This window comes from Chitinophaga silvisoli (assembly GCF_003412465.1).
Classification (GTDB): domain Bacteria; phylum Bacteroidota; class Bacteroidia; order Chitinophagales; family Chitinophagaceae; genus Chitinophaga; species Chitinophaga silvisoli.
This window is the reverse complement of sequence record NZ_QTJV01000007.1, coordinates 172,565-198,657: the sequence shown is the minus strand read 5'-3', so window position 1 is coordinate 198,657 and position 26,093 is coordinate 172,565. Positions and strand designations below refer to the sequence as shown.

The window sequence follows — 26,093 nt, the reverse complement described above, 5'->3', positions numbered from 1 at the left end:
TGACTTTAAAAGTTTTATTCTTCTAAACATATGCGACAATCAATCATCAGCAGAACAGCTCCTTTGAGAGGATCCAGTGTACTGGATGCTCCCCTGGCTTTCGCTGCCGTGTTGGTAGTGGCCCTGGGCATCAGTCTGCTGGTCGGCTACAAGGATTACCGCATAGGTCTGATCATTGCAGCAGGCCTGGTAGGCGGCATGATTACTTTTATCTGCCTGTTCAATACCCGGCTTGGATTTGTGATTACGACGATAGTAGGCTTCTTTATGTTCTACATCAAGCGTATGAGTGACGATGCGATCCCGATGGGGGTGGCAGTGGATGTGCTGACGGCGGTGACATTTATCGGTGCTTATTACAGAAGGACGATTCATAAACAACGCATCTGGCAGTATATGAAGAATCCCGTTTCCTACATGTACATCATGTACCTGGGATTCCTGCTCATAGAACTGTTCAATCCTTCTATGTATTCGGTAGCCGGCTGGATCTTCACGGTACGTAAGTTTATCAACTTCGTCATGATCTACTTCGTTGGCCTGTTTACATTCAACAGTGTGAAAGATGTAAAGGATTATATGAAACTCTGGCTCTTCCTTTCTGTGCTGGCAGGTGCCTATGGCTGCTTCCAGCAATGGTTTGGATTGCTGGGATTCGAGGAGCACTGGGTAGTGAGCGACCCGGTACGCTACAGGCTATACTTCCAGGGGGGAGATATCAGGAAGTTCTCCTTCCTCTCCGACCCTACTGCGTATGGTATCCTGATGGCCTGTAGTATTGTCTTTGCCATAGTACTGGCAATGAACACACAGAAAGCGAAGCAGCGCAACTGGCTGATAGTGGGCATTATCATCATGGCATTGGGGATGGCATTTTCAGGTACCCGTACGGCCTACTTCATGATACCTGCGGGCCTGGCTATTTACATCCTGATGACGATCACCAACAGGCGCACACTCCTGTTCATGGCCGGCTTCCTCATGTTCATCGTGGTACTCATGTTCGGCCCTTTTTCCGGCAATAATACCGTGAACCGTATACGTACCTCCTTCCACCTCAAAGATGACGAATCTATGAACGTAAGGGATGAGAACAGGCATAATATCCAGCCTTACATCTGGCGGCATCCTATAGGGGGTGGCGTGGCTACATCCGGGGTATTGGGTATTCAGTACAATCCGGGCCATCCTTTGGCCGGTTTCCCGCCGGACAGTGGTTACCTCCGTACTGCCCTTGAAACGGGCTGGATCGGGCTAATAATCACTATGTCGCTCTTCTTTGTGACCCTCCTGGTAGGCGTAAAAGGATATTACCGGGCGCAGACGAAAGATGTCCGGGCACTTTATGTGGCGATTGTGACGGGTTTATACGCCTATATCGTGGCGCATTATGCCCAGGTGGCCATCGGGCAGATCCCGGGAGCATTTTTCTTTTATAGCTCCATGGCCATTATCGTTAAAATGAAAGATTTCGAAACACCTTCTCATAAACATTCAGACCAAGCAAAAACTATAACAACATGAAACAGCACATCAGCATTATCTTAATTTTCCTCGCTACTGCCCTCACAGTGAGCGCACAGAACAAAACATTACCGTCTGCACCGTCCAAAGATGTATCTGCCGAAGACATCCAGGAGAAACTGGTACAACTCGCTTACGAGAATCCCGACCTGAAAGTCAGAGTATACGAAAGACAAAGAGCCGGCTATGAGCTCAACAAAGCAAAGGGTAACTGGCTGAATTATGTAACCGCAAGTGCAAACATCAATGATGTGACTACAGGTCGCTACAAAAACTCCGGCGACTATCGTGCACAGGTTTATTATCCTCTCTGGAACGTAGGGATCAACGTACCATTGGGTTCCCTGGTGGGTAAAGGTTCCGATGTAAAGGTAGCCCGCGCCAATGTAAACATTGCGACGGCACAGGAAGAATCTGCTAAAAGACAGATCAAGGCGATGGTATTGTCAAAATATCATGATTACCTGATGACCAAGCAACTGCTGACGATGCAAAACGAAATTACCGAAGATGATTTTGCTGCATTCACCCAGGCAGAAAGCAAACTGGCAGCTGGTAGTATTTCCTACGATGCTTATTCTTCTGCTTCTCAGTTGTACAACAATGACAGAACCAAGAAGCTGAACCTGGAAAGAGACCTGGCGAATATAAAACTGGAAATCGAAGAGCTGATCGGCGTTAAGCTGGAGACTGTGATTGCCCAGTAGTTACCTGGACCCATTTATTAATTTTAATTATTTGTCATGGTAAAAAGTACCACTACAATTGTTGCATTCTTGTTCGTAATGTGCATGCAAACAGTGAACACATATGGTCAACATCATATGGATAGTATTTTGATTCCTGTTAATCCATGGAGTAAAGTAGGCGCACTGCTGCAACTCCCCGATGATTATACCAAATCGAAAAAAGAATACCCCCTGATCGTTTTCCTGCATGGCAAAAGCAAATCGGGGCATGATCTGTCAAAGTTATACCTGGAGGGCATTCCTTACTGGATCAATAATGGCGAGAAAATAGAAGCTGTAAATCCCGTTGATGGTAAACTGTATAAATTCATTGTTGTAGCACCCCAGGCCCCCAGCTGGGGCCTGAAACCAGCAGAAATCAAACGGCTGCTGGACGATGTGGAAAAGCGGTATCGTATAGACAAGTCCAGGGTCTACTTCACCGGTTATAGTGCGGGAGGCTGGGCAACTGTGATGGCGATGACGGACAATGCGGCATTATCCAACCGCATAACGGCGGCGGTACCCATGTCAGTAGCAACTATTGATGTGGAAAACATGAAACGGTTTAAACTGGTAGCTGATGCCAATATTCCGACCTGGTACCTGGCCGGTACAGATGAACCGCATTTCCTGGAAGAGTGTGAGCGGTACAAAGACAGTACAAATACATATAAGCCGAACCTGGCCAAACTCACCATTGTGGAAGGGTTTGCACATCATACATGGAAAGCGCTGTATGATACGAAGAACAGGCAGTATGGTATGAATATTTACGAATGGATGTTACAATACAGGAAGTAATAAAAAAAGGCCTGCGGCATCTACCGCAGGCCTTTTCTCTTTAATTCACTTTTATAAACTTACTGCTTAGTTTCATGGCCTTACCATCCGTTATTTCAAGAATATACAATCCGGCAGAAAGGCGACTTACATCAAAAGTCCTCGTCACCGAATTGGTGGTACCCAGGTAATAAGTATCCCTGATATATCCACTGCTGTTGAATATTCTCACCACAAGATTAGCCGCCTCTTTGACTACCAGCTTCAGGTTCAGGGAGGTACTGGCAGGATTAGGATATACCTGGATGGTCACTTCGCTGTCATCGGTTGAGGCAGACTTGCCACTGACTACCACTGTTACTTCGTCGGTGGCGGTAGCACCATAAGTATCCGTTACTGTGAGACGGAACACATAGGTACCTGTCAGGGTGAATGTAACCACCGGTGTTTGAGATGCCGTATTCAGGATAGTCGCCCCATTGGCAGTTCCACTAACCAGCTCCCATTTATAAGCGGATATATAATTATTGGAAGTAGAACCGGCACCTGTGAGTGTTACTGTGTTAACAGTAGGCAGTGTGATGGTTTGGTCCGGACCCGCATTGGCCACCAGGGTATTGCCTGCAGCTGCTTTCACGATCACATTAATGTCATCGGTTGCAGTGGCACCATCGTCATCGGTGACGGTGAGTCTGAAGACATAGGTCCCTACATAAGAAAGCTGGTTAACGTCTGTCTTCGCAGCAGTAGCAGCTGGCAATGATGCGGTGGACGGACCTGAGATCTGTGTCCACTTGTAAGCAACGATGGACCCATCGCTGTCAGCCGAACCTGAGCCATCTATGGTAGTAGAGTTCTTCGGCATGGTGATGGTGATATCGCTCCCTGCGGCAGCTACTGGTGCTTTATTGGTGGCAGGAGATGAAGTCGTGGCCGCTTTTACAGTGATGGTCACCTGGTCAGATGCAGTGGCACCATCATCATCAGTTACTGTCAGTGTAAAGATGTAGCTACCTGCCGTAGTGAGTTTGCTTACTACCGGGGAAGCGATGGTAGCGCTGCTTAGGGTAGCGGTAACAGGACCGGAAGCCTGTACCCATTTGTATGCTTTGATGCTGCCATCGCTGTCAGCAGAACCGGTGCCGTTTAAAGTCACAGTGGCTGTAGGCAGTACAATCGTCTGATCAGCGCCGGCATTGGCGGTAGGTGCTTTATTCACAGCAGCAGCGGTGACGGTGATGTTTACCTGGTCGGTTGCAGTAGCACCGCTGTTGTCAGTGACAGTCAGGGTGAATACATAAGTACCTGCTGTAGTAAGGTTGGTGATCACCGGCGAAGCGATGGTCGCACTACTAATAGTCGCAGTGACAGGACCGGAAGTTTGCACCCATTTGTAAGCAGTGATACTGCCGTCACTGTCTTTAGAGCCGGTACCGTTTAAGGTCACAGTAGCGGTAGGTAGCTGGATGCCCTGATCAGTACCTGCATTGGCAGTAGGTGCTACATTGGTAGAAGTAGCTGCTTTTACAGTAATCGTAATATTATCAGTTGCAGTAGCACCGTCATCGTCCGTCACGGTCAGCGTAAATACATAAGTACCTGCTTTGCTAAGATTCGTAATGACCGGCGATGCGATGGCGGTATTGCTGATGGTAGCGGTAGCAGGACCGGAAGCCTGTACCCATTTGTAAGTCTTGATAGTGCCGTCACTGTCTTTGGAACCAGTACCATTTAAGGTAAGGGTAGTAGTAGGCAGTGTGATCGTCTGGTCGGCACCGGCATTGGCAATAGGTGCTACGTTGGCTGCTTTTACAATGATGCTTACCTGGTCGCTGGCAGTAGCGCCATCATCGTCGGTAACAGTCAGTGTAAAAACATAAGTACCGGCAGCAGTCAGTTTTGTCAACACCGGGGAGGCGATTGTAACGCTGCTGAAGGTGACGGTAACCGGACCGGAAGTCTGCACCCATTTATACGTTTTAATGGTACCGTCACTATCAGTAGATCCGGTACCATTTAGTGTAACAGTTGCAGTGGGTAAAGTAATGGTCTGGTCAGTGCCTGCATTGGCAGTAGGTGCTACGTTTGCGGAAGTACCGGATGCATATTCATCGGCACCAACATCAAATGCGCTACCCTGCGGACGGGCATTGCCATCTATATCAGTTTTGAAATACGTACTCAGGTCCTTTCCCTGGTCGATAGCAGGAGAACCTGCTGCCAGGTGGAAGTTCTTGTTGGCAGCATCTACAAACTTCACGGTGGATGCATCCGGGTAATTCAGGTTGTTAGATCCTGAATAAGAGATGCCTGATTGAATAGTGAGGTAAGCAAGTGCTCCCCTGGAAGCCAGTGAGCCTGGTTTCACAGCAAGGTTGTTGATAAAGAGGTTGCCCGTACCATCAGTACCGTTGGTATTCTGCATGCGGATGGCATCTCTGCCGGAATTGATGATGGTATTGTTCATCACGTATACCTGCAGGGGTTTGTAGTTTTGTTTGGTTGGGCGGTCATCGATGAAAATGGCATCCTGACCTACGCTTGTGCCATCTATACCACAATCGCTGAGGATGTTGTTGTAGATGTAACTCAGACCGGTACCGAATACTTCGATTCCATTACCGGTACCTTTGATCACGGTATTGTTGTACACCTTACCGTTGGATTCACCACCAAGGATGATACCTGCCTGCTGGCTACCTTTGTTTTCTACCCCGTAGTTGGACACCTTATTATTATAGATCTCTACGTTTTCAGGAGCGGATGCTACCTGGATGCCGTCCCAACCAGTGTTGGCGGTGATAACGTTGTAGATTTTCAGGTTGTAGATGCGTGGAGGCAGTAAGGTAGTAGAAACACCATTACAGGTAGCGGTTTCGCCGTTGGGCGCGGTGTTACCGATGTACATACCTTCGCCTGTTACATCGTGTATATAAAGGTCATGCAGTTTTACATTTCTGATAGCGAATGTAGGATACTGGTTGGCCGCATCACAATCAGGATTTACTTTGGCCATTACCCCTACTTCAGAGCCGGTGATTTCAAAGTGATCTGCTTCATAATCGGTACAGCCTTTACTGATACCGAGACCCACATTTAGTTTTTTGGTGACACCGTCCACGCGGAAGCCGTATGTATCAGTACTACCGGTACCGGTTACTTTGAAGTATTTGGCGTTGTTGAACACAAAGCCATAGCTACCGCCGTTGCCGATCTTCACCTGGCCACCGCAATTGATGAACACAATTGGTCTGGCAGTGGTACCGGTGATGTTGAAGAACTGGATGTAATTGTAGCTGCCTGACTGGATACATACGGTATCGCCGGGTTGTACGCCGAGGGTAGTACCATTGATATAAGCACCGCCATCGGAACCTGGAGTGATGAGGAACTTACAACCAGCGCAGGCAGTTTTGCCGCCGGTAGCAGCACTCACGGCAACGCTCACCGTTTTGCTGCTGGTGCCGGTAGCGTTTTTAACGGTGAGTGTAAATACATAGTTACCTGCTACAAGGTTGCTGGCAGTGATCTTCGCGGTGCTGGTGCTGCTGAGCGTAGCGGTAGCGGGACCGGAAGTTTGTGCCCATGTATAACCGGAGATGGTGCCGGTAGAAGAGGAACCATCCAGGGTAGTTGTGTTTGTTGGCAGCGTAATCGCGATATTGGAAGCGGCGACTGCGGCTACAGGAGCGGCAAGGGTGGCAGCGTTTACAGTAACGGTCACAGATTGGGAACTACTCCCTGCGGAATTGGAAACAGTCAGCTTAAAAACATAAGTGCCGGCAAGGAGATTGCTGGCGGTGATTTTTGAAGTGCTGGTGCTACTCAGGGTCGCAGTAGAAGGACCTGAAGTTTGTGTCCATGTATATGAGCTGATGGTGCCGGTAGAAGTGGAACCATCGAGTGCAGTACTATTAGTGGGTAAGGTGATGCTCAGGCTGGAAGACGCTACAGCAGCCACCGGAGCGGATATGGTAGAGGATGCGTTGTTCCGGCTATATTGGAGCATCCATTCGTAAATGTTAGGATTCTGGTAAGTGTGATTAGGATCATATGCTTTGTCCCATACATCATCGCTGTGGGTACCGCCACTATATTCAGTAGCAATAGGTGTGATGGAAGGATTGCAGGCCTTCATATCAGCAATATAATCACGCTGGTTGCCAATGAAACTATCGTTGGTGCCACAGAGCATCCATACGGCAAGTTTACTGCTGGCAACATTGCATAAACCGGCAAATTTGTTCGCATCGATTGCGGCTGAAGACACTGGTACGATAGCAGCCAGGTTATCTGAATAGGTCGTTCCGGATGCGATGTAGTTTAATACACCATAACCGCCGGCACTGAGCCCGGTCAGATAAATACGGGATGCATCTACTCTGTACCTTGATTTAATATCATTCAGTACATTCTGCACCATGGTCTCACTCGCCCATCCGTTGGGAATTTGCGGAGATACCACGATAAATTTAAACAACTTGCCATTGACTGTGTACTGCATCTTTGCACCGTTTGCAATCATCTTCGGTACACCGTGTGCTAATACAGCATTGACATCAGTTCCCCCCTCTCCTACGCCATGCAGGAAAATGAGTAATGGATAACTGGTAGAAGTGCTGTTATAATCATCCGGTAAATGCAGCCAGGCCCCTGTGGTTTGGCCGGTGGCAAGTTTTACAGAGATAGCAGTCTGGTCTCCCTGGGCTTTCGTTACATAGGGATACACGGATGCAATTAATGACAGACAGGCACATATCAGTAGCCTGACGATAGGTAGGTTCTTCACGTTTGGTTAAAATTTAGTAGCGTTTTACAATAGCCGACTTTTTTTGTTAATACTTTAGAATCGATCTGATGTGTCTCAATCGTCCCGGGCAAAAATAGGACACAAATTTGTTTTTCAATAAAAAAAACAAATATAAAGTATTAAATAATCTATATTATTTAAATATACGTAACTAACTGGATAAAAACAATATGTACTACAATTTTCCCCTCTAATTTTTTTCTGTTTAACTGCTCGTTAAGAATTGTTCCAAATTAACTTACATACAGGGATCGTTTTGACACATTCGATTTAGGATATGAACATGGAATTTTCTTGAATAACATGATCATTTAAACACAAATTTTGGAGATTTTGTTTTGGGAAGGCACACATTGTAAATTTACATAGAGATAAAAATTACTCATGTTTTAAATGAGGGATAGCGCATCGAATAAATAAAAAATGGTGCTTATGTTTTTTTGCGCCTTTTGTTAAGGCGCTTACTTAAATTTTAGAAAAGCTTTGGATGCTCATGTGAATACTGCCGTCAGCGCTTCACCTGGTCCTTATTCGTCATCTCCTGGATTCTATTCAATAATAAAATCCCTTTCACGGCAGCATTGATACTCACGGATGGCCTTTCACAATTGAAACGATGCAGGATCTTTGGATTAAAATCTTTCCGTTGATTGCCGGTTCCAAAAATCACATCCAGTGGATCAGGTCCTTCCAGTAGTGTATTAAAGAAGATCTTACTCACACCTGCATCGGTATGTGGGAATGCGAAAGCCCTGTACGGAAGCTGGAATTGCTGTACGAGGAAGTCAACGGACTGCCTGGTTTGAAAAAGTTGTTCCTCCAGTGTAAGCTGGCTGTAATATGGATGATCGATGCTGTGGCCACCGATGGCAAAGCCTTGTTGTAAAAGTGTGCTTACCTCATCAGTGTTTAAAAATGGTTTTACACCTGATAAGTATTCGGTAAACGAAATACCCAATATCGCAGCTATTTCATCTGCCTGTCCTCTCGTTGTATAGGTGATCTTTCTGATCGCTGGAATGATGGATGTTTCGTCCGCTTGCAGGTAAGCATAGAGCTGATCAAGCGTGGCCTTTGAATGAGTGGATGTCTGCAGGCTTTCAATGATCAGGCTAAGCTTAAATTTATAGAAGAGGTTTTTATTATCCAGGAATGCGCTGTTCAGGAAGAATGCCGCCGGAGCGCCTTTACGGAGGAGCATGGGAGCTACGATGTCTTTGATCTGGCGTAAGCCATCATCGAAGGTGAGCAGGAAGGAACCTGCAGGAAGTGATTGTCCTGTTTTTAATGATTGGATGATATCCTGTAAGGTGACAGGTTTGAAACGCCTGAGCAGGTAATCGAGGTCTTTTTCGAAATCCTTAGTGCCTTTCCAGGGATAGAGGTGTTTGATGTGGGGAACGGGGGCATCGCTTACCAGGTGGTGATAGGGCAGCAATAAACTACCGGGACGTTTTTTTTTCAATACGGCAAGGGGTAACAGTTGCGCGGCACTGTAAAATGCGTTTTTTACCAGGCTCATAAATTGTGATAAATCTGCTAATTAGATAAATCTTCTAATTAAAGGTATGATTATTCTTTTTTAATGAAAAAGCGATTTCACGCTTCCGAAAAATGCATAGCATGTAATGCGGGATAACTTTTGTACCCTTGGGAAATGCACTATTGCATCGACATCACCTTCACCCGATGCTGTGCCCCCCATGCTGCCAACACTTCTATCACCGGTTTCAGGGAAGCACTATATTCAGTCATCATATATTTTCCCTCTTCATTCTTTTGGATCAGACTGTTCACTTCCAGTTCATGCAATTCTCTCGAAAGCATCTTGGGCCCTATCCCGGCCAGTTCCCGTTGCAGATCCATGAACCGCTTCTCTCCCATTGCCAGGCACCCTAAAATGGTGACTTTCCACTTGCCACCAAGAATATCCAGGGTATCCTGGATAGCGAGTAACTGGCGCTTGCAATCATAAATCTTTTCACCGGGACAAACCATATAAGAATAATTTAGTATTATTTTCATTCCCTGCATGGAAGCACTTCCATAAAGGGTAGTTCTCATCATTGTAAAGTTAACCTATTTACTTTTGTTCAAAATGATAATTATGGAATTTGAAGTCATCATCGTTGGAGGAAGTTATGCCGGTCTGCAGGCAGGAATGACACTTGGCCGGGCACTCAGGAAGGTATTGATCATTGATAGCGGTAAGCCCTGTAATGCGCAAACCCCGCATTCCCATAATTTTTTAACGAGAGATGGCGAGACACCGGCAGCGATTACGACTGTAGCACTTGAGCAACTCAAAACATATAACACCGTGCAATTGCTGCGTGGCAAAGCCATAAAGGGAGAAAAAACTGGTCATGGATTTGCAATTACCACTGAAGCAGGAGAAAGATTCACCGCAAAAAAACTCATTATAACAACAGGGATTAAAGATCTGGTGCCTGACATCCCGGGAGTAGCAGCGTGTTGGGGTATTTCCGTGATCCACTGTCCGTATTGTCATGGCTATGAAGTAGCACATCAGCCAACAGGCATTTTAGGTAATGGCGATGGCGGATTTGAGACGGTAAAATTGATCCGGCACTGGACAAAGGATTTAACCCTGTTTACGAACGGCCCCCTGGCGATGAGTGAGGAGATGGTGGCGCAAATAAAGCGGAAGAACATCCGGATCATAGAAACGCCTGTAAAGGCCATTATTCATGAGAAAGGGCAATTGAGTGCAGTGGAGCTGGCAGATGGAACAAAAGTGCCTTTAAAGGCCGTTTATGCACGATTACCGTTTATACAACACAGTGACATCCCGGCACAATTAGGTTGTGAGTTTACAGAAACAGGTCATATTAAGATTGCGGATTTTGGAAAGACGAGTGTAGAAGGAGTATATGCCGCGGGAGATAATTGCAGTATGATGCGTGGGGTGGCGAATGCGGTATCTGCCGGACTGGCAGCGGCGGCGTTTGTGAACAGGGAGTTGATTTGGGAAGAGTTTGAGCAGGTGTGATACGAATTATTGAAAATTGCCCGAACTGGCCAGAAGAATTGATATCGTCATACCTGAACCCGAAAAGAAACAAACGTTTTAGACCAGGCCACTTATAATAAAAAAAACCGCTTTCGCATGCAGCCAAAGCGGTTTTTTAATAATATTCAAAAGCTAATTACAGGCCAAACGCTGCTTTCACTTTATCTACATAATCCAGTTTCTCCCATGTAAACAACTCCACTTCCACGCTCTTCTCATGCTTCTTCCCCTTGTTGAATACCTTGGTCACCACCTTGCTCTCACGGCCCATATGACCATAAGCAGCAGTATCGCTATAAATAGGGTTACGCAGTTTCAGGCGCTGCTCGATTGCATAAGGACGCAGGTCGAAGATCTCTTCCACTTTACGGGCAATCTCACCATCTGTCAGCTTCACCTTTGCAGTACCACGTGTATCGATGAATAAACCACAAGGCTTAGCCACACCGATTGCATAGGATACCTGTACCAGTACTTCATCAGCCAGACCGGCAGCAACCAGGTTCTTGGCAATGTGACGGGTAGCATAAGCAGCAGAACGGTCTACTTTGGAAGGATCTTTACCGGAGAATGCACCACCACCGTGTGCACCTTTACCACCATAGGTATCTACGATGATCTTACGGCCTGTAAGACCGGTATCGCCGTGTGGACCGCCGATTACAAATTTGCCGGTTGGGTTGATGTGGTAAGTGATCTTATCGTTGAACAGTGCCTGCAGTTCAGGTTTCAGCTGCGCTTTGACACGTGGGATAACGATCTTGATCATATCTTCCTTGATCTTCGCCAGCATTTTTTCTTCTGCATCGAAGTCATCGTGCTGTGTAGAGATCACGATGGTATCAATACGGATAGGCTGGTTGTCATCAGAATATTCGATAGTTACCTGTGACTTTGCATCCGGACGCAGGTAAGTGATTTCTTTGTTTTCGCGACGGATCGCAGCCAGTTCGATCAGCAGTTTGTGTGCAAGATCCAGTGCCAGTGGCATATAGTTTTCGGTCTCTTTGGTAGCGTAACCGAACATCATACCCTGGTCGCCAGCACCCTGTTCTTCCGGGCTCTTGCGCTCCACACCCTGGTTGATATCCGGAGACTGCTCATGAATAGCAGAGAAGATACCGCAGGAGTTAGCCTCGAACATGTATTCACTTTTGGTATACCCTATCTTGCGGATTACCTCACGCGCAATTTCCTGCACATCCAGGTAAGCTTCGGATTTAACTTCACCAGCCAGCACCACCTGACCGGTAGTTACCAATGTTTCACAGGCAACCTTGGAAGTTGCGTCATAGGCTAAGAAATTATCTATCAATGCATCTGATATCTGATCGGCAACTTTATCCGGATGTCCTTCGGATACTGATTCTGAGGTAAATAAATAAGGCATAAAATAATTGAATTTCGGCTTTAAGATTAGTAAATCTAGTACAATTTACCATATTTTAGTCATTTGGTGGTATGCCTAATGGTAAACTGGGGCAAAAATAAGTAATCTGACTATATTCCAGTGATTTAATAGGGAAAATATTCGTTAAAGCCTCCCGGGTACATAAAAAAAAGGATGCACCATACGGTACATCCTTTTCTATTACTTCAAAGACCTGCTTTACTTACCTAACAGCTGCGTATACAGCTGCAGATAATCTGCCAAATCTTCATTCTCTTTCTTATAAGGCAAAATGATCTTTCCTTTCTCTGCCTTCAGCTCATCCACCACCTTCTTATCGGTTTTCTCGCCGGCCAGTACCACCGCATCTGCATATTTTGCAGCTCCCTTATTCAGGGCGGAGTTAGTACCTTCCTTATACAGTTCTATATCTTTTTCCTTAATCTGGTTGCTGATGGTCGCTTTCTTAACAAAACCAGCACCCAGGTTCTCCTCAAAAGAATTAGGTTCTAAAGAGTATACTACCTTGGAATGTGCAAATACAGGTTCCTTTTTGTAAGCCGTTTTCAGGTACAACGGAATCAGGGAGGTCATCCAACCGCTACAGTGGATGATGTCAGGAGGCCAACCGAACTTTTTCACCGTTTCTAATGCTCCTTTACAGAAAAATACAGCACGCGCAGCGTTGTCATCATAGAATTGGTCATTCTCGTCCGTAAATAACGCTTTTCGCTTAAAGTAGTCCTCGTTGTCAAGGAAATACACCTGCAAACGGGCATTAGGCAACGACGCCACCTTGATAATCAACGGGTAATCATCTCCTTCAATCACGATGTTAATGCCTGACAATCGTACCACCTCGTGCAACCGGTGCCTTCTCTCATTGATAATGCCAAAACGGGGCATGATCACCCGCACTTCCAGTCCTGACTCATTGGACTTAATTGCCATTTTATTGACCATAGCCGCATAATCTGTCAGTTCCAGATAAGGCGACATCTCCTGAGCAATAAAAAGAATTCGTTTCTTTGTGGACATCTAATGCTGATATTAATCCAGTAAATTTAAATTTGGTTTGCAAAATTACGGATTTTTACCGGAACAAAAGACATTTTGGCACTTTTAACATCCTTTTAAGCAATAAATTATGTATTTATTCAAGCGAAAAGACGAACTGGAACGGCACTTAACGACAGCCCGGAACGAGGGAAAACACATTGGTTTTGTGCCAACTATGGGCGCTTTGCACCGGGGACATATCTCCCTGATCAATGCTGCAAAAGAAAATTCTGACCTGGTGGTTTGCAGCATCTTTGTAAACCCCACACAGTTCAATGATCCGAAAGATTTCGAAAAATACCCGGTTACAATAGACCAGGATGTTCAGATGCTGACCGAGGCCGGCTGCGATGTTTTGTTCCTGCCATCTGTGCAGGAAATGTACCCGGATGGGTTGACTGCCAAAATGCATTATGACTTTGGGACACTGGAGACTATCCTGGAGGGTGCTGCCAGACCTGGTCATTTCCAGGGTGTAGGGCAGGTAGTACACCAGTTGCTGAACCTGGTGCAGCCTGATAAACTGTTCATGGGCCAGAAAGACCTGCAGCAGTGCCTGGTTATAAACCGGCTGCTGAAGATCATTCATTCCCAGGTAGAACTGGTCATTTGTCCTACCATAAGGGAAAATGACGGCCTGGCCATGAGTAGCCGGAATTTAAGGCTGAATCCTGCCGAAAGGGTGAATGCACTGCATTTATACCAGGGCTTGTCTTATATAAAGCACCATTTTAAGAAGGATTCCCTGAAAGACCTGAAAGAGAAAGCAGTAAAAGATCTGAAAGACAGCGGCTTTGAAGTAGACTACGTAGAGCTGATCAGTATCCTGGAGGATGGATCAGTGATCTTCCCGGAAAATGCCGGCACTACGCCCCTCTATGCAGTGGTGGCCGCCAGGGAAATAAGCAGCGGCGTGCGATTGATTGATAATATGCAATTATAAGATTTTGGGAGGCGCGATCTATGGTCGCGCTCCTAATTTATACTGACACATATCACCTTTTGTCACATTCATTTATTTATCCGTAACTTTGCCCCCGCACGCAGAATTACGTTATGCAGATTGAAGTATTAAAGTGTAAAATACACCGCGCAGTTATCACGGAAGCAAACTTACAATATGTAGGTAGCATCACCATCGACGAAGATCTGATGGATGCAGCCGGCCTTATCGAATATGAAAAGGTACAGGTAGTAAACGTGAATAATGGCGAACGCCTGGAGACCTATGTACTGAAAGGTAAAAGAGGATCAGGCGTAATATGTATGAATGGCCCGGCAGCCCGCCTTTGTGCCGTAGGTGATGTGGTGATCATTATCTCTTATTGTACCATGGATTTTGAAGAGGCGAAAAAACATACACCGATCGCTGTTTTTCCAAAAGAAAATAATAAATTGTAAGAGTAACCCCCTAAATCAGACTTTCTATGCCCAAATCGCTTAAGACTATTATCAATTTCACAATATTTTTAGCGATAGGTTTAGGGTTGATCTGGTTGGTTACACACAATCTAACTGCACAGGAAAAGGAAGATATCATCAGTAGCTTCCGAAAAGCCAATTACTGGCTTATTATCCCCGTTATTTTTGTAGGTATCGCAAGCCACTGGTATCGTGCCGTACGCTGGAAATTACTCATGGAACCTCTGGGTTATCACCCCAGTACCATGAATACATTCTTTGCCGTAATGGTCGGTTACCTGGCCAACCTTGCCATTCCCCGCCTGGGCGAAGTGACCCGTTGCGGCATCGTAGCCCGCTACGAAAAGATCCCCGCAGAGAAACTGGTAGGTACCATGATCGCAGAAAGAGCAGTCGATATGCTCGTACTCATGCTCCTCATGCTCGTAACAGTGGCATTGCAGCTGGATACTGTCGGCATCTTCTTTACCAGGAACATCTGGGAACCTTTGCAAAATAAAGCCGGTGGCAGCCGCACCTGGGTGCTTGCAGGCATCCTTGTCCTGCTGGTGGTACTGGGCTTTATCGCCTTCCGCCTCATCGCCCGCTCAAAGTTTGGCGACAAGATCAAAGGCATTTTCAGAGGCGTATGGGAAGGGGTTCTTTCCATCGGGAAGATGCAGAAAAAAGGTTGGTTTATCTTTCTTTCACTCTTTATATGGGTCCTGTATTTCACCATGATGTACCTGGGCTTCCTCTGTATGGAAGAAACCCGCTCCCTGGGTGTAGGTGCAGCCCTCTCCGTCTTGTGCTTTGGTAGTATCGGAATGATCGTTACACAGGGCGGTATCGGGGCCTACCAGATCCTGGTACAACAAACCCTCCTCTTGTATGGCATTCATGCTACTACCGGCTATGCCTTTGGCTGGATCGTATGGCTGGCACAAACCCTGATGGTGATCGTCATTGGATTTGCAAGCATGATCGCACTCCCCATTTATAATAAAAGCAACCAGGCGAAAAGCACTGAGTAAACTTACTTAATATAGCAAAAAGCCGCTTACACCTTTGGCGTAAGCGGCTTTTTTATTCAAGGCTTATTATTTCTCAATTTCTTATCTTTAAGTACGGTATCACAAATTTAACATTGGATTTTCCCCAAAATCTGGTATTGTTGTGATTATGGTTATATAACATATAACCTACAACGTTAATTTGCCCTTTAAGATGCGATTGTCCAAAAGTGAGCCTTTAGATACTTTTACTCAAGATCCGGAGATGGAAAAAAAGACGAACAGCAAGAAAAATGCGCCAGAAAAAAAGAAAATGATCCCCCGGGACGTAAGCTGGCTCGCCTTTAATGCCAGAGTATTACAGGAAGCAGCTGACCCCAGTGTACCATTACATGAACGTATCCGTTTCCTCGGTATTCACTCGAATAACCAGGATGAATTTTTCCGCGTACGCGTAGCCACCCTTCGCAGAATGCTTTCTGTTGGCAAATCAGCCCGCATGCACCTGGAAGAAAACCCCGAACAGATCCTCAATGATATCCATGATCTTGTCATAGATCAGCAACGTGAATTTGACCGCATCTGGGACGGTATCGTGGATGAACTGAAAGAACAGAAAATCTATATCCGCACCGAAAAGCACTTAAGCAAGGAACAACAGAAATTCGTTCTCAATTTCTTTAATGAGGAAGTGCGTACCAACATCATCCCCCTGATGATCGAGAGTATCCCGCAATTCCCATTGCTGCGCGATAAATCTATTTACCTGGCCATTGTACTGGCCAGACAGGATAATTCTGTCAGACAGAAATTTGCACTGATAGAAATTCCGACTACGGTCCTCCCCCGTTTTATCATCCTGCCATCCAAAGAAGGCGAAAAAGACATCATCCTCATCGAGGATGTAATCCGTTTCTGCCTGCCTTATATCTTTTCTTATTTCGGCTACGACAAGTTCAATGCCCACATCATCAAGGTAACCCGCGATGCGGAACTGGATATTGATAACGATATCTCTACCAGCCTCATTCACCAGATCGAGAAAGGCCTGAAAGACCGGCGTAAAGGGAAACCTGTACGCTTCGTCTATGATAAGGACATCGATCCCCTGCTGCTCGAATACCTGATGCGCCGTATGGGCCTCTCCCCCGGCGATAACCTGATTCCGGGTGCGCGGATCCATAACTTCAAAGACTTTATGGACTTCCCGAACTCCGTATTCGCTGAGAAGACCAGCTCTCTGCGCAAGAGTTTTGTGCATCCTTTGTTTGCCGAGGCCACCAGCGTTATGCACGTGATCCAGGGGCAGGATGTGATGCTCCACACACCTTACCACTCCTTCGATACTATCATTGACCTGCTGCGTGAAGCAGCCATCGACCCGAACGTAGTGAGCATCAAGATTACTGCTTACAGACTGGCACGTAATTCCAGGATTGTAAATGCACTCGTGAATGCAGTACGTAACGGCAAACAGGTAACAGTATCCCTGGAACTGCGGGCCCGTTTTAATGAAGCAGATAACCTGGAATGGAAAACCCGGCTGGAAGATGAAGGGGTGAAAGTACTGATTGGTATCCCGGGCCTGAAAGTACACGCCAAGATGTGTGTGATCAAAAAGAAAATCGGTACCAAGACTATCCAGTGTGGCTTTGTCGCTACCGGCAACCTGAATGAAAAAACGGCCCGTGTATATGGTGACCATTGGTTGCTCACAGCCAACAGAAGCATTCTTGCCGATATCAATCGTGTGTTTGCCTATCTCGAAAGTCCCAAGCACGATACTAAAATCCTCGCAGGTTGTAAGACACTGGCCATCAGTCCTATCAGTATGCGGCCTTTCTTCGTGAAGATGATTGAAAGGGAAATCAAGCTGGCTAAAAACAAGAGTGGCGGAGAGATGATCATTAAGATGAACTCTCTCTCTGATCCGCAAATGATCAACCTCCTGTACGAAGCAGCCCGCGTAGGTGTGGATGTGAAGATGATCATCAGGGGTATCTGTTGCGCATATACGGAAAATAAGAAGTGGAAGAAAAACATCACAGCGATCAGCATTGTGGATGAATACCTGGAACACGCCAGGGCATTCGTTTTCAGAAGTGGTGTATACATCTCTTCCTGCGACTGGATGGTGCGTAACCTCGACCATCGTGTGGAAGTAGCCGTGCCTATCTTCGATCTTTCTATTCAGCAGGAAATAAAGGATATCCTGGCCATTCAGCTGAGTGGAAACGTGAAGGCAAGGATCCTGGATAATGAGCAGAACAATGAATATAAACGTGAAGGTGGTAAGAAGATCAGGTCACAGATTGAGATCTTCAAGTACCTGCATGAAAAACAGTATAAATAATGCCAGGGCATGTAGTGTTGCAGTTTGAATCAATTTCCTTGTAACTGCCCTTTCCTGCAGGCCTTTGAGCCTGGCTCATTAGCCGTACAATTCCTGGAAAATTCAAACTACAACACTAGCCCGGTGCCGTTTTTGTTGATCCTGAAAAGATAAACGACTATCTTTGCCCATTATGAAGCTTGCTGCTATTGACATAGGCTCCAACGCCGCCCGGTTACTGATTTCAGAAGCATCGCCCAACAGTCAGGGACGTATGGACTTTACAAAGGTAAACCTGGTGCGTGTGCCGCTAAGGCTGGGTATTGATGTTTTCAGCACCGGCATCATTTCTCCTAAAAGGGCAGAACACCTGATCAGTACGATCAAAGCATACAAACTCCTCCTCGAAGTCTACGAAGTAAAATACCTGAAAGCCTGCGCTACCAGTGCCATGCGCGATGCAGGCAATTCTGCCGTCATCCTGGATGATGTAAGACGCGAAACGGGTATTGATATCAAAATTATATCGGGACAGGAAGAAGCATCTTTCCTCTACGAAAGCCACATTGCGGAGAACCTGGACAAGTCACGCGCCTATATGTATATAGATGTAGGTGGTGGTAGTACCGAGGTGACCATCTTCAGCAAAAATACGCTGGTACACAAGACCTCTTTTAATATCGGTACAATCCGGCTGCTGCAGCAACAGGTGACTGAAGCACAGTGGCAATATATGAAGGACACCATCAAGCAACAGATCAAAGGCCTTGGCCCGGTGACCGCCATCGGTTCCGGGGGTAATATTAACAAGGTATTTTCACTCTCTAAACGCAAGGAAGGAAAACCTCTCACCCTCGACGTGCTGAAAGATTACTACAAGGAGTTCAGCAGTTTCTCCGTCGAAGAACGAATTCACCTCTATAATTTAAGGGAAGACCGGGCAGATGTAATCGTTCCGGCCCTGCAGATCTATGTTAACATTATGCGTTGGGCGAATGCAGAAGAGATTTTTGTACCCAAAATCGGCCTGGCGGACGGCCTGATCCAGTCCCTGTACGGAGAAATCACTTCAATTTAAATATTTTCCCTACCTTAACACCCTTTTTTAACAACAAGATAAGAGATGTCTACGCACAAAGAAGTTAAGCGGATCACAACGCATATCCTTCAGCGGATGAAGGATGAAGGGGAAAAGATTTCAATGATTACCGCCTACGATTTTTCCATGGCCCGCATCTTTGACGATGCTGGTATGGATGTGTTGCTGGTAGGCGATTCCGCGGCAAACGTAATGGCTGGTTATGAAACCACCCTGCCTATTACCCTGGACCATATGATTTATCATGCGGCATCGGTCGTAAGGGCTATCAAGCGGGCATTTGTGGTAGTAGACCTGCCCTTCGGTACCTACCAGGGCAATTCCAAAGAAGCCCTGATGTCTACCGTGCGCATTATGAAGGAAACCAGTGCACATGGGGTGAAGATCGAAGGGGGTGAAGAAATATTAGAATCGGTAAAACGTATTATATCTGCCGGCGTGCCTGTTATGGGTCACCTGGGACTCACACCTCAGTCTATCAATAAATTTGGTACCTACTCAGTACGCGCTACAGAAGATGCAGAGGCTGAAAAGCTGCTGCGCGATGCCAAACTGCTGGAGGAGGCGGGTTGCTTTGCAATTGTACTGGAGAAGATTCCGGCCCTGCTGGCAAAGAAAGTGGCTGAGAGTGTAAGGATCCCGATCATCGGTATCGGCGCGGGTAAGTATGTAGACGGCCAGGTACTGGTGATGCACGATTTGCTGGGCATTAACAAGGACTTCAAACCCAGGTTCCTGCGCAGGTACCTGAACCTGTACGAGACGATCCTGGGTGCTTCGAAACAGTATATCAGTGATGTGAAAGCGAAGGATTTTCCAAATGATAATGAACAATATTAAGCTCAGAGAACGCTTCTGCCCCGGCAGGAGCGTTCTGCTAAAATAACCTACCTTTACCCCGATTCCACAAACCGGTAAAGCCTCATTTTGAATGCCCCCATTGTCGTAAATGGCTGAGCAATCAATAATGATGCATGCCCACAAACTAAACCTGAGTTATGTTAGACTATGTACTGAACGGCCTGATGCAACGGTATCAGGAGCGTGTACCAGACGTTGCTGCTATTATCGCGGCCATGATCAATGAAGATATTATTCAGATCGCAGATGACATTGAAAATGACCACATTGCTTTCAGAACGATAGGTGTGCCACAACTGGGCATTCAATCGCTGGAAAAGATCTTCCTGCATTATGGTTATACGAAACAGGATCCTTATCATTTCAGGGAAAAGAAGCTGGACGCTTACTGGTATGCACCACCGGCCCCGAAATATCCGCGCATCTTTATCAGTGAGCTGCGGGTGCAGGACCTGAGTGCGGAGGCGCAGCGTATCATTAGCAGTTATACAGATGAAGTGAAGACAGACCCGGTGACAAAGCTTGACCTGGACAATGGCCCGGAGGTAGATTTGTTCTTGCATAGTGCCCTCTGGAGAACCCCTACCCTGGCGGATTACCAGGCACTGGCGGCAGAGAGTGAATATGCAGCCTGGGTGATTTATAACCGGTATTACCTGAATCATTTTACGGTCAGTTTGCAAAACCTGCCTGCGGGATATAATACGGTGGCCGATTTTAATAGGTTTTTAGAAAAGAATGGATTTAAATTGAATGATGCAGGCGGGAAGATTAAGGAGAGTCCGGATCATTTGCTATTGCAGAGTAGTACGGTGGCGAAAATGATTCCGGCGAGGTTTGCAGGGAATGAGATGAAGGAGATTTCAGGATCTTATGTAGAGTTTGCGGAGAGGAGGGTATTACCGCAATTTGCGCATCTGCCATTGAGTGAGATAAAGAGAGAGCACAGAAGAGAGGGCTTTGAGGCAGGGAATGCGGACAAGATTTTTGAGAGTACGTATAGTTCGCAGACAGGGAATTAAGGGACTTGATTTAAATTTTTTAGCACCAAAACAGTTAGCGCGCGCGCAGCCTGTTAAGTAATATTTAACATCCATTCAACAATGGTGTTCACTGTTCGCAGCTCGTTAAAAACATATATTTGCACCATGATACAAGACATTCTGAACCAGTTCCATATCAGTTCCCAAAACAGCGGTGTCAGCACAGGCACCCAGTGGTTGAAAGCCGATGGCGCAGTCATAGATGCCCATTCACCGGTAGATGGTAAACACATAGCACAGGTCACAGCGGCCAGTCGTGCGAATTATGATACAGTCGTAACAACAGCAGCTGCTGCATTCAAAGAATGGCGCTTATGGCCGGCACCACGCCGTGGCGAGGTCGTAAGACAAATTGGCGAAGCACTGCGTAAAAATAAACAGGCACTGGGCAAACTCGTGTCTTATGAAATGGGTAAAAGCCTGCAGGAAGGATATGGTGAAGTACAGGAGATGATAGACATCTGTGACTTTGCAGTAGGCCTTTCCCGGCAGTTGCACGGACTCACCATGCACTCTGAACGGCCGGGCCACCGGATGTATGAGCAATGGCATCCCCTGGGTATCACAGGTATTATTTCAGCCTTCAATTTCCCGGTGGCGGTATGGAGCTGGAACGCTATGCTGGCATGGGTATGTGGTGATGTATGTATCTGGAAACCATCAGAAAAGACACCGTTATCTGCAATCGCGTGTCAGCAGATCGTGCAGGAAGTGCTGCAGGCGAACAATGTGCCGGAAGGGGTATGTTGTCTGCTGGCAGGTAACCGGGATGCAGGTGAATGGCTGGCGGCAGATACCCGGGTTCCATTGGTATCGGCCACTGGTTCTACCCGGATGGGTAAGGCGGTAGCGGCTGTGGTTGCAGCACGCCTGGGGCGGTCATTGCTGGAGCTGGGTGGCAACAATGCCATCATTATTTCTAAAGATGCAGACCTGGATATGTCACTGATCGGATGTGTGTTTGGTGCTGTAGGTACGGCCGGGCAGCGTTGTACCACCACCCGTCGTTTGATCATTCATGAAAGTGTATATGATGCATTTACGGCGAAGCTGGTGAAAGCATATGGACAGTTAAAGATCGGTAACCCGCTGGATGAGAATAACCATGTAGGGCCATTGATCGATACAGATGCTGTGAGGATGTATGAACATGCGATTGCAGAGGTGCAGAAGGAAGGTGGACGGATTTTGGTAGAAGGTGGTGTATTGTCAGGTGCTGAGTATGCCTCCGGCTGTTATGTGAAGCCTTGTATAGCAGAAGTGGAGAATCATTACCAGATCGTGCAGCATGAGACATTTGCGCCGATCCTGTATGTCATGAAATACAAGACCCTTGAGGAGGCGATTGCTTTGCAGAATGGGGTGCCCCAGGGCTTGTCTTCTTCAATAATGACATTGAACCTGCGGGAGGCGGAGGCCTTCCTGTCACAGGCGGGATCTGATTGCGGTATAGCCAATGTAAATATCGGTACTTCGGGTGCGGAGATCGGGGGTGCTTTTGGTGGAGAGAAGGAAACCGGTGGCGGCAGGGAAAGTGGATCAGAAGCGTGGAAGGCGTATATGCGGAGGCAGACGAATACGATTAATTACTCTACGCAGTTGCCGTTGGCTCAGGGGATTAAGTTTGATTTATAAGCTATTAGAGGATTATTATAAAAAAAGCGCATTAGCAGTACAAGGCTAATGCGCTTTTTTTTATATGTTATTTTGCTGGGGGAGCAAATTGGAATTGCTACGCCATTTGGAATTCTTTTGTTGGTTTCAACCCGATTATTGCTTTTTCTTTCACTCAAATTACCGTTTTCTATATAATATAAAATAAAAACATAATAACTTCGTTATATAAAAAAATAGCGAGGTTAGAGAACCTCGCTTTTTCGTTAAACGGAAACCATGCTTATGAGAAAAATAATTGGAGAACCTCCTAATTATTCTTCCAGCTCTAAATATTACACTTTTTTCCGAAAATTCATATTCTACTTTCGTGCTACTTCCCTGCCCCTTAGCCGGCAGTTTAGCCCTAAAAGCAGCTTATGGCTGTGCCCGTAGCCACTTTCCAAAGAATAGCACCCAGCGCCAGATAGTGGAAATTATTTTATAATATTGGATCTTTTCTTACTGCGTATAGGTAGTTCCCCCCATCTACCACGGGAATCTGCTGATCATAATATTCTATTTCCCCCCTTCATCAATTCGTCTTATCTTGGCCCATTACACTTTACATTACCTTTAACCTTTTATGGTATTTGTATTGATATGCTTATTGTGAAAAAAAACAGACCAATGAAATCTAGCGGAGCAATGGCAGTCATGGCAGGATGTGTTGCAATGATGACTGCACTTACAACTAATTCAGCCTATGCTCAGGGAAACGCCGTACCGAAAAACTGGCACCTGCTGGACTACGCGACAGACAGCGTATACGGCACCAGCGTGCAACGCGCCTACACTGAACTGCTGAAAGGGAAAAAGAGCAGCCCTATCGTTGTAGCGGTAATCGACTCAGGTATCGACACCCTGCATGAAGATCTGAAATCTATTTTATGGACAAATCCAAAGGAAATTCCAGGTAATGGAATTGACGACGATAAAAATGGGTATGTGGATGATGTGCATGGATGGAATTTTTTGGGAGGAAAAGATGGACGTAGCCTGAAAGATGATTCTGACGAAGCCACCCGCGAATACGTAAGGTTAAAGGAAAAATATATTAACCCGGACTCCGCGCTGGACCACCAATCAAAAGAATATGCCTACTGGCAGAAAGTGTCTTCCAAGATCGCGAAGCCTTCTACCGAAAGTAAGACGACTTATAGATCCATGCTGAAACTGCAGGATAATGTGAAGAAAGCCAGTAGCCTGCTGACCGCCTACCTGAAACAGGACGACTTTACCGTACCCAGGCTGGACAGCATCCAGACGACAGACCAGGATGTGATGGTGGCAAAGAATTTCATGATCCGCCTGTTCAGAAGTACGGGAGACTCCAGTATCAGCTATGCTGATTTCAAGCCTGAGTTTGAAGAGTACATCGAGGACCTGAAGAAGAAGGCAGAGGTTTCGGATAACTATACTCCAAATGCTAAGCGTGCGGAGATCGTAGGCGATAATATCAATGATATAAATGACAAGTATTACGGCAACAATGACGTAATGGGACAATTTGGTTTCCACGGTACCCACGTATCCGGTATCATTGCAGCTGCCAGAAACAATGGCGTAGGAATGGACGGTGTGGCTGACAATGTAAAGATCATGGCGGTGAAAGCGGTACCTGATGGCGATGAGCGGGATAAAGATGTGGCACTGGCCATCATCTATGCTGTTGACAACGGTGCCCGTGTCATCAATATGAGCTTTGGTAAATCATTCTCTCCGCATAAGGATTGGGTGGATGCAGCCTTTAAGTACGCAGCAGATCACAATGTGTTATTGATTCATGCGGCGGGCAATGATGGTAAGAATGTGGATAGTACTGACAACTTCCCCAATGCTGATTTCCTGAATGGTGGTACGGCTACAAACGTGATTACCGTGGGTGCCAGCAGCAATGGTAAAGTAGGTGCCAAGGTAGCAAGCTTTTCCAACTATGGTAAGCGCACAGTGGACCTGTTTGCACCTGGTGTACAGATTTATGCTACCCTGCCCGGTGGTAATAAGTATGGGAGTCTGAGTGGTACGAGTATGGCTTGTCCGGTAGTAGCCGGCGTAGCTGCGTTGGTATGGTCTTATTATCCCGATTTGAGTGCTGAGCAGATAAAATATGTGTTGTTGAAATCGGCGGTGCCGCTGCCTGATGGGGCGAAGGAAGTGAATAAGCCGGGCCAGGGAAATGAGATGGTACCGTTTGCTGATTTGTCTGCTACAGGAGGCCTGGTGAATGCGTATAGTGCCCTGAAACTGGCAGCTACGCTGAAGCCGGAGAAAGTAGAGAAGCTGGGTAAGAAAGCGAAGGTGATGAAGGTAAAGAAAGGATAAATATGATCAATACGGTTGAATGATCAATAAAGTAAAATATAAAAGGGCTTTTGCGGGTAGCAAAAGCCCTTTTATATTTTATAAGTATCCAGTTATTTTACAATTCTCCAGCTGAACGGATACCTGTACACTTCGCCATTATTCGCTTTTATTGCTGCAATAATTGAGAAGATCAGGTTAATAATCCAGACTATATTATTACGTCCCCTGAATATCCTGAAATGGAATCCGGGCGTATAATAATAGCTGGAGAAAAGGAAGGTACTGAATGTCCAGATAGCGGAAAGGAAGAAGAAAATGATGTTGACGATCACCACCAGGATGCTCATAGTAATTTGAAAATTGAGGGCTTCCTTGCCTTCGGTATCCAGGAGAGAAGATTCATCTCTCTTGAAGAGCCAAAGTGCGAGTACGGCCACCATATTACCGATGGGCGATAAAAAACCTATAGTCATGCCAATAATGCCGGCGAGGCTGATAAATACGGCCCAGTTTCTTTCGTCTTTTTGATTCATTGGGTATAATCGATTTGGTTGTAAGTAATTTAGAAAGGAGAAAAACAAAAACTACAAACCTATAAGCCGGATTCTGTTCAGCTGTCTTGCGACGACTGATGCTATCATTTATCTGCGATGACGTTCACACGCCACCTGTATCTGCCTACCCTCGGTCATTGGACGAGCCGCCCTCATCGACCGTATACATGGCATTTCAGCACGCAAGGTTTACCCTTCTGTTATGTTGCCATTCCAGAACGTAGGCTCTTACCCTACATTTTCACCCTTACCCTGTACGAGACAAGGCGGTCATTTTCTGTGGCACTGTCTGTGACCTGTGCGACTTATCGGAGATAAGATGAACAGGTCCCCACCAGTTAGGTGGTGCGTTGCTCTATGCTGTCCGGACTTTCCTTACCAGTTGCCTGGAACGATAGCACGGTTTGTAGTTTTTGCAAAAGTATAAAAATCTGTGAGGGATTTTGAAGTGTGGGGAAAATATATAAGTGGCATCCTTTATAATATCAAAGGTATCCTTCAA

The 26,093-nt window shown here is 46.2% G+C and carries 19 protein-coding genes and 1 other RNA gene; 13 read left to right on the top strand and 7 right to left on the bottom strand.

The window, feature by feature from the left end:
* The first annotated feature begins 30 nt into the window (after positions 1-30).
* Genes DXN04_RS19615 through DXN04_RS19605 form a run of 3 tightly spaced genes read left to right on the top strand, consistent with a single transcriptional unit; the run spans position 31 to position 3,056 of the window.
* Positions 31-1,524 carry an O-antigen ligase family protein gene (locus tag DXN04_RS19615; RefSeq protein ID WP_116855092.1) on the top strand — a complete coding sequence of 498 codons (1,494 nt, stop codon included), beginning with the start codon at positions 31-33 and terminating at the stop codon, positions 1,522-1,524.
* Positions 1,521-2,231, top strand: coding sequence for a TolC family protein (locus DXN04_RS19610; RefSeq protein ID WP_116855091.1), 711 nt, complete (start codon positions 1,521-1,523; stop codon positions 2,229-2,231). The genes DXN04_RS19615 and DXN04_RS19610 overlap by 4 nt, the downstream gene beginning before the upstream one ends.
* A gap of 36 nt (positions 2,232-2,267) precedes the next feature.
* Positions 2,268-3,056: a carboxylesterase family protein gene (locus DXN04_RS19605; protein WP_116855090.1), complete on the top strand. Its 789-nt coding sequence runs from the start codon at positions 2,268-2,270 to the stop codon at positions 3,054-3,056.
* Between the two features lie 40 nt (positions 3,057-3,096).
* Here DXN04_RS19605 and DXN04_RS19600 read toward each other — a convergent pair whose 3' ends face one another.
* The 3 genes from DXN04_RS19600 to DXN04_RS19590 all read right to left on the bottom strand — a co-directional run bounded on the left by DXN04_RS19600 (position 3,097) and on the right by DXN04_RS19590 (position 9,912).
* Complete coding sequence (locus tag DXN04_RS19600; RefSeq protein WP_147320000.1) at positions 3,097-7,824, bottom strand: PKD domain-containing protein; 4,728 nt, start codon at positions 7,822-7,824, stop codon at positions 3,097-3,099.
* Positions 7,825-8,353: 529 nt separating this feature from the next.
* On the bottom strand, positions 8,354-9,367 hold the full coding sequence (locus DXN04_RS19595; protein WP_116855088.1) for a polysaccharide deacetylase family protein: 1,014 nt from the start codon (positions 9,365-9,367) through the stop codon (positions 8,354-8,356).
* A 140-nt stretch (positions 9,368-9,507) separates the two neighbouring features.
* Complete coding sequence (locus DXN04_RS19590; protein ID WP_199415085.1) at positions 9,508-9,912, bottom strand: winged helix-turn-helix transcriptional regulator; 405 nt, start codon at positions 9,910-9,912, stop codon at positions 9,508-9,510.
* Between the two features lie 40 nt (positions 9,913-9,952).
* On the opposite strand from DXN04_RS19590, the gene DXN04_RS19585 reads away from it, so the two are divergent.
* The gene (locus DXN04_RS19585) at positions 9,953-10,858 is read left to right on the top strand and encodes an NAD(P)/FAD-dependent oxidoreductase (protein WP_116855087.1); all 906 of its coding nucleotides are present in this window, start codon (positions 9,953-9,955) and stop codon (positions 10,856-10,858) included.
* 157 nt (positions 10,859-11,015) lie between these two features.
* On the opposite strand, the gene metK is transcribed toward DXN04_RS19585, so the two are convergent.
* Together metK and DXN04_RS19575 are read right to left on the bottom strand one after the other, a co-directional pair.
* A complete protein-coding gene (metK, locus tag DXN04_RS19580; protein WP_116855086.1) occupies positions 11,016-12,269 on the bottom strand; it encodes a methionine adenosyltransferase in 1,254 nt (417 codons plus the stop codon).
* A gap of 219 nt (positions 12,270-12,488) precedes the next feature.
* Positions 12,489-13,307, bottom strand: coding sequence for a glycogen/starch synthase (locus tag DXN04_RS19575; protein ID WP_116855085.1), 819 nt, complete (start codon positions 13,305-13,307; stop codon positions 12,489-12,491).
* Positions 13,308-13,416: 109 nt separating this feature from the next.
* On the opposite strand from DXN04_RS19575, the gene panC reads away from it, so the two are divergent.
* From panC to DXN04_RS19530, 9 genes are all read left to right on the top strand, one after another.
* A complete protein-coding gene (gene panC, locus DXN04_RS19570; protein ID WP_116855084.1) occupies positions 13,417-14,271 on the top strand; it encodes a pantoate--beta-alanine ligase in 855 nt (284 codons plus the stop codon).
* A 113-nt stretch (positions 14,272-14,384) separates the two neighbouring features.
* Complete coding sequence (gene panD, locus DXN04_RS19565; RefSeq protein ID WP_116855083.1) at positions 14,385-14,729, top strand: aspartate 1-decarboxylase; 345 nt, start codon at positions 14,385-14,387, stop codon at positions 14,727-14,729.
* A gap of 26 nt (positions 14,730-14,755) precedes the next feature.
* On the top strand, positions 14,756-15,763 hold the full coding sequence (locus DXN04_RS19560; protein ID WP_116855082.1) for a lysylphosphatidylglycerol synthase transmembrane domain-containing protein: 1,008 nt from the start codon (positions 14,756-14,758) through the stop codon (positions 15,761-15,763).
* A 244-nt stretch (positions 15,764-16,007) separates the two neighbouring features.
* Positions 16,008-18,095, top strand: a complete 2,088-nt coding sequence (gene ppk1, locus DXN04_RS19555; RefSeq protein WP_233525634.1) for a polyphosphate kinase 1 — start codon at positions 16,008-16,010, stop codon at positions 18,093-18,095.
* A 172-nt stretch (positions 18,096-18,267) separates the two neighbouring features.
* Positions 18,268-19,152, top strand: a complete 885-nt coding sequence (locus DXN04_RS19550; protein ID WP_116855080.1) for a Ppx/GppA phosphatase family protein — start codon at positions 18,268-18,270, stop codon at positions 19,150-19,152.
* 45 nt (positions 19,153-19,197) lie between these two features.
* Positions 19,198-20,013: a 3-methyl-2-oxobutanoate hydroxymethyltransferase gene (gene panB, locus DXN04_RS19545; RefSeq protein WP_116855079.1), complete on the top strand. Its 816-nt coding sequence runs from the start codon at positions 19,198-19,200 to the stop codon at positions 20,011-20,013.
* A 158-nt stretch (positions 20,014-20,171) separates the two neighbouring features.
* A complete protein-coding gene (locus DXN04_RS19540) occupies positions 20,172-21,056 on the top strand; it encodes a DUF1338 domain-containing protein (protein WP_116855078.1) in 885 nt (294 codons plus the stop codon).
* Between the two features lie 126 nt (positions 21,057-21,182).
* Entirely contained in the window at positions 21,183-22,712 is a 1,530-nt protein-coding gene (amaB, locus tag DXN04_RS19535) for an L-piperidine-6-carboxylate dehydrogenase (protein ID WP_116855077.1), read from the top strand.
* A 648-nt stretch (positions 22,713-23,360) separates the two neighbouring features.
* On the top strand, positions 23,361-25,055 hold the full coding sequence (locus DXN04_RS19530; RefSeq protein WP_116855265.1) for a S8 family peptidase: 1,695 nt from the start codon (positions 23,361-23,363) through the stop codon (positions 25,053-25,055).
* Between the two features lie 92 nt (positions 25,056-25,147).
* On the opposite strand, the gene DXN04_RS19525 is transcribed toward DXN04_RS19530, so the two are convergent.
* Positions 25,148-25,570, bottom strand: a complete 423-nt coding sequence (locus DXN04_RS19525) for a DUF4870 domain-containing protein (RefSeq protein ID WP_116855076.1) — start codon at positions 25,568-25,570, stop codon at positions 25,148-25,150.
* Between the two features lie 46 nt (positions 25,571-25,616).
* Positions 25,617-26,002: RNase P RNA component class A (rnpB, locus tag DXN04_RS19520), an RNA gene on the bottom strand.
* Positions 26,003-26,093 lie beyond the last annotated feature (91 nt).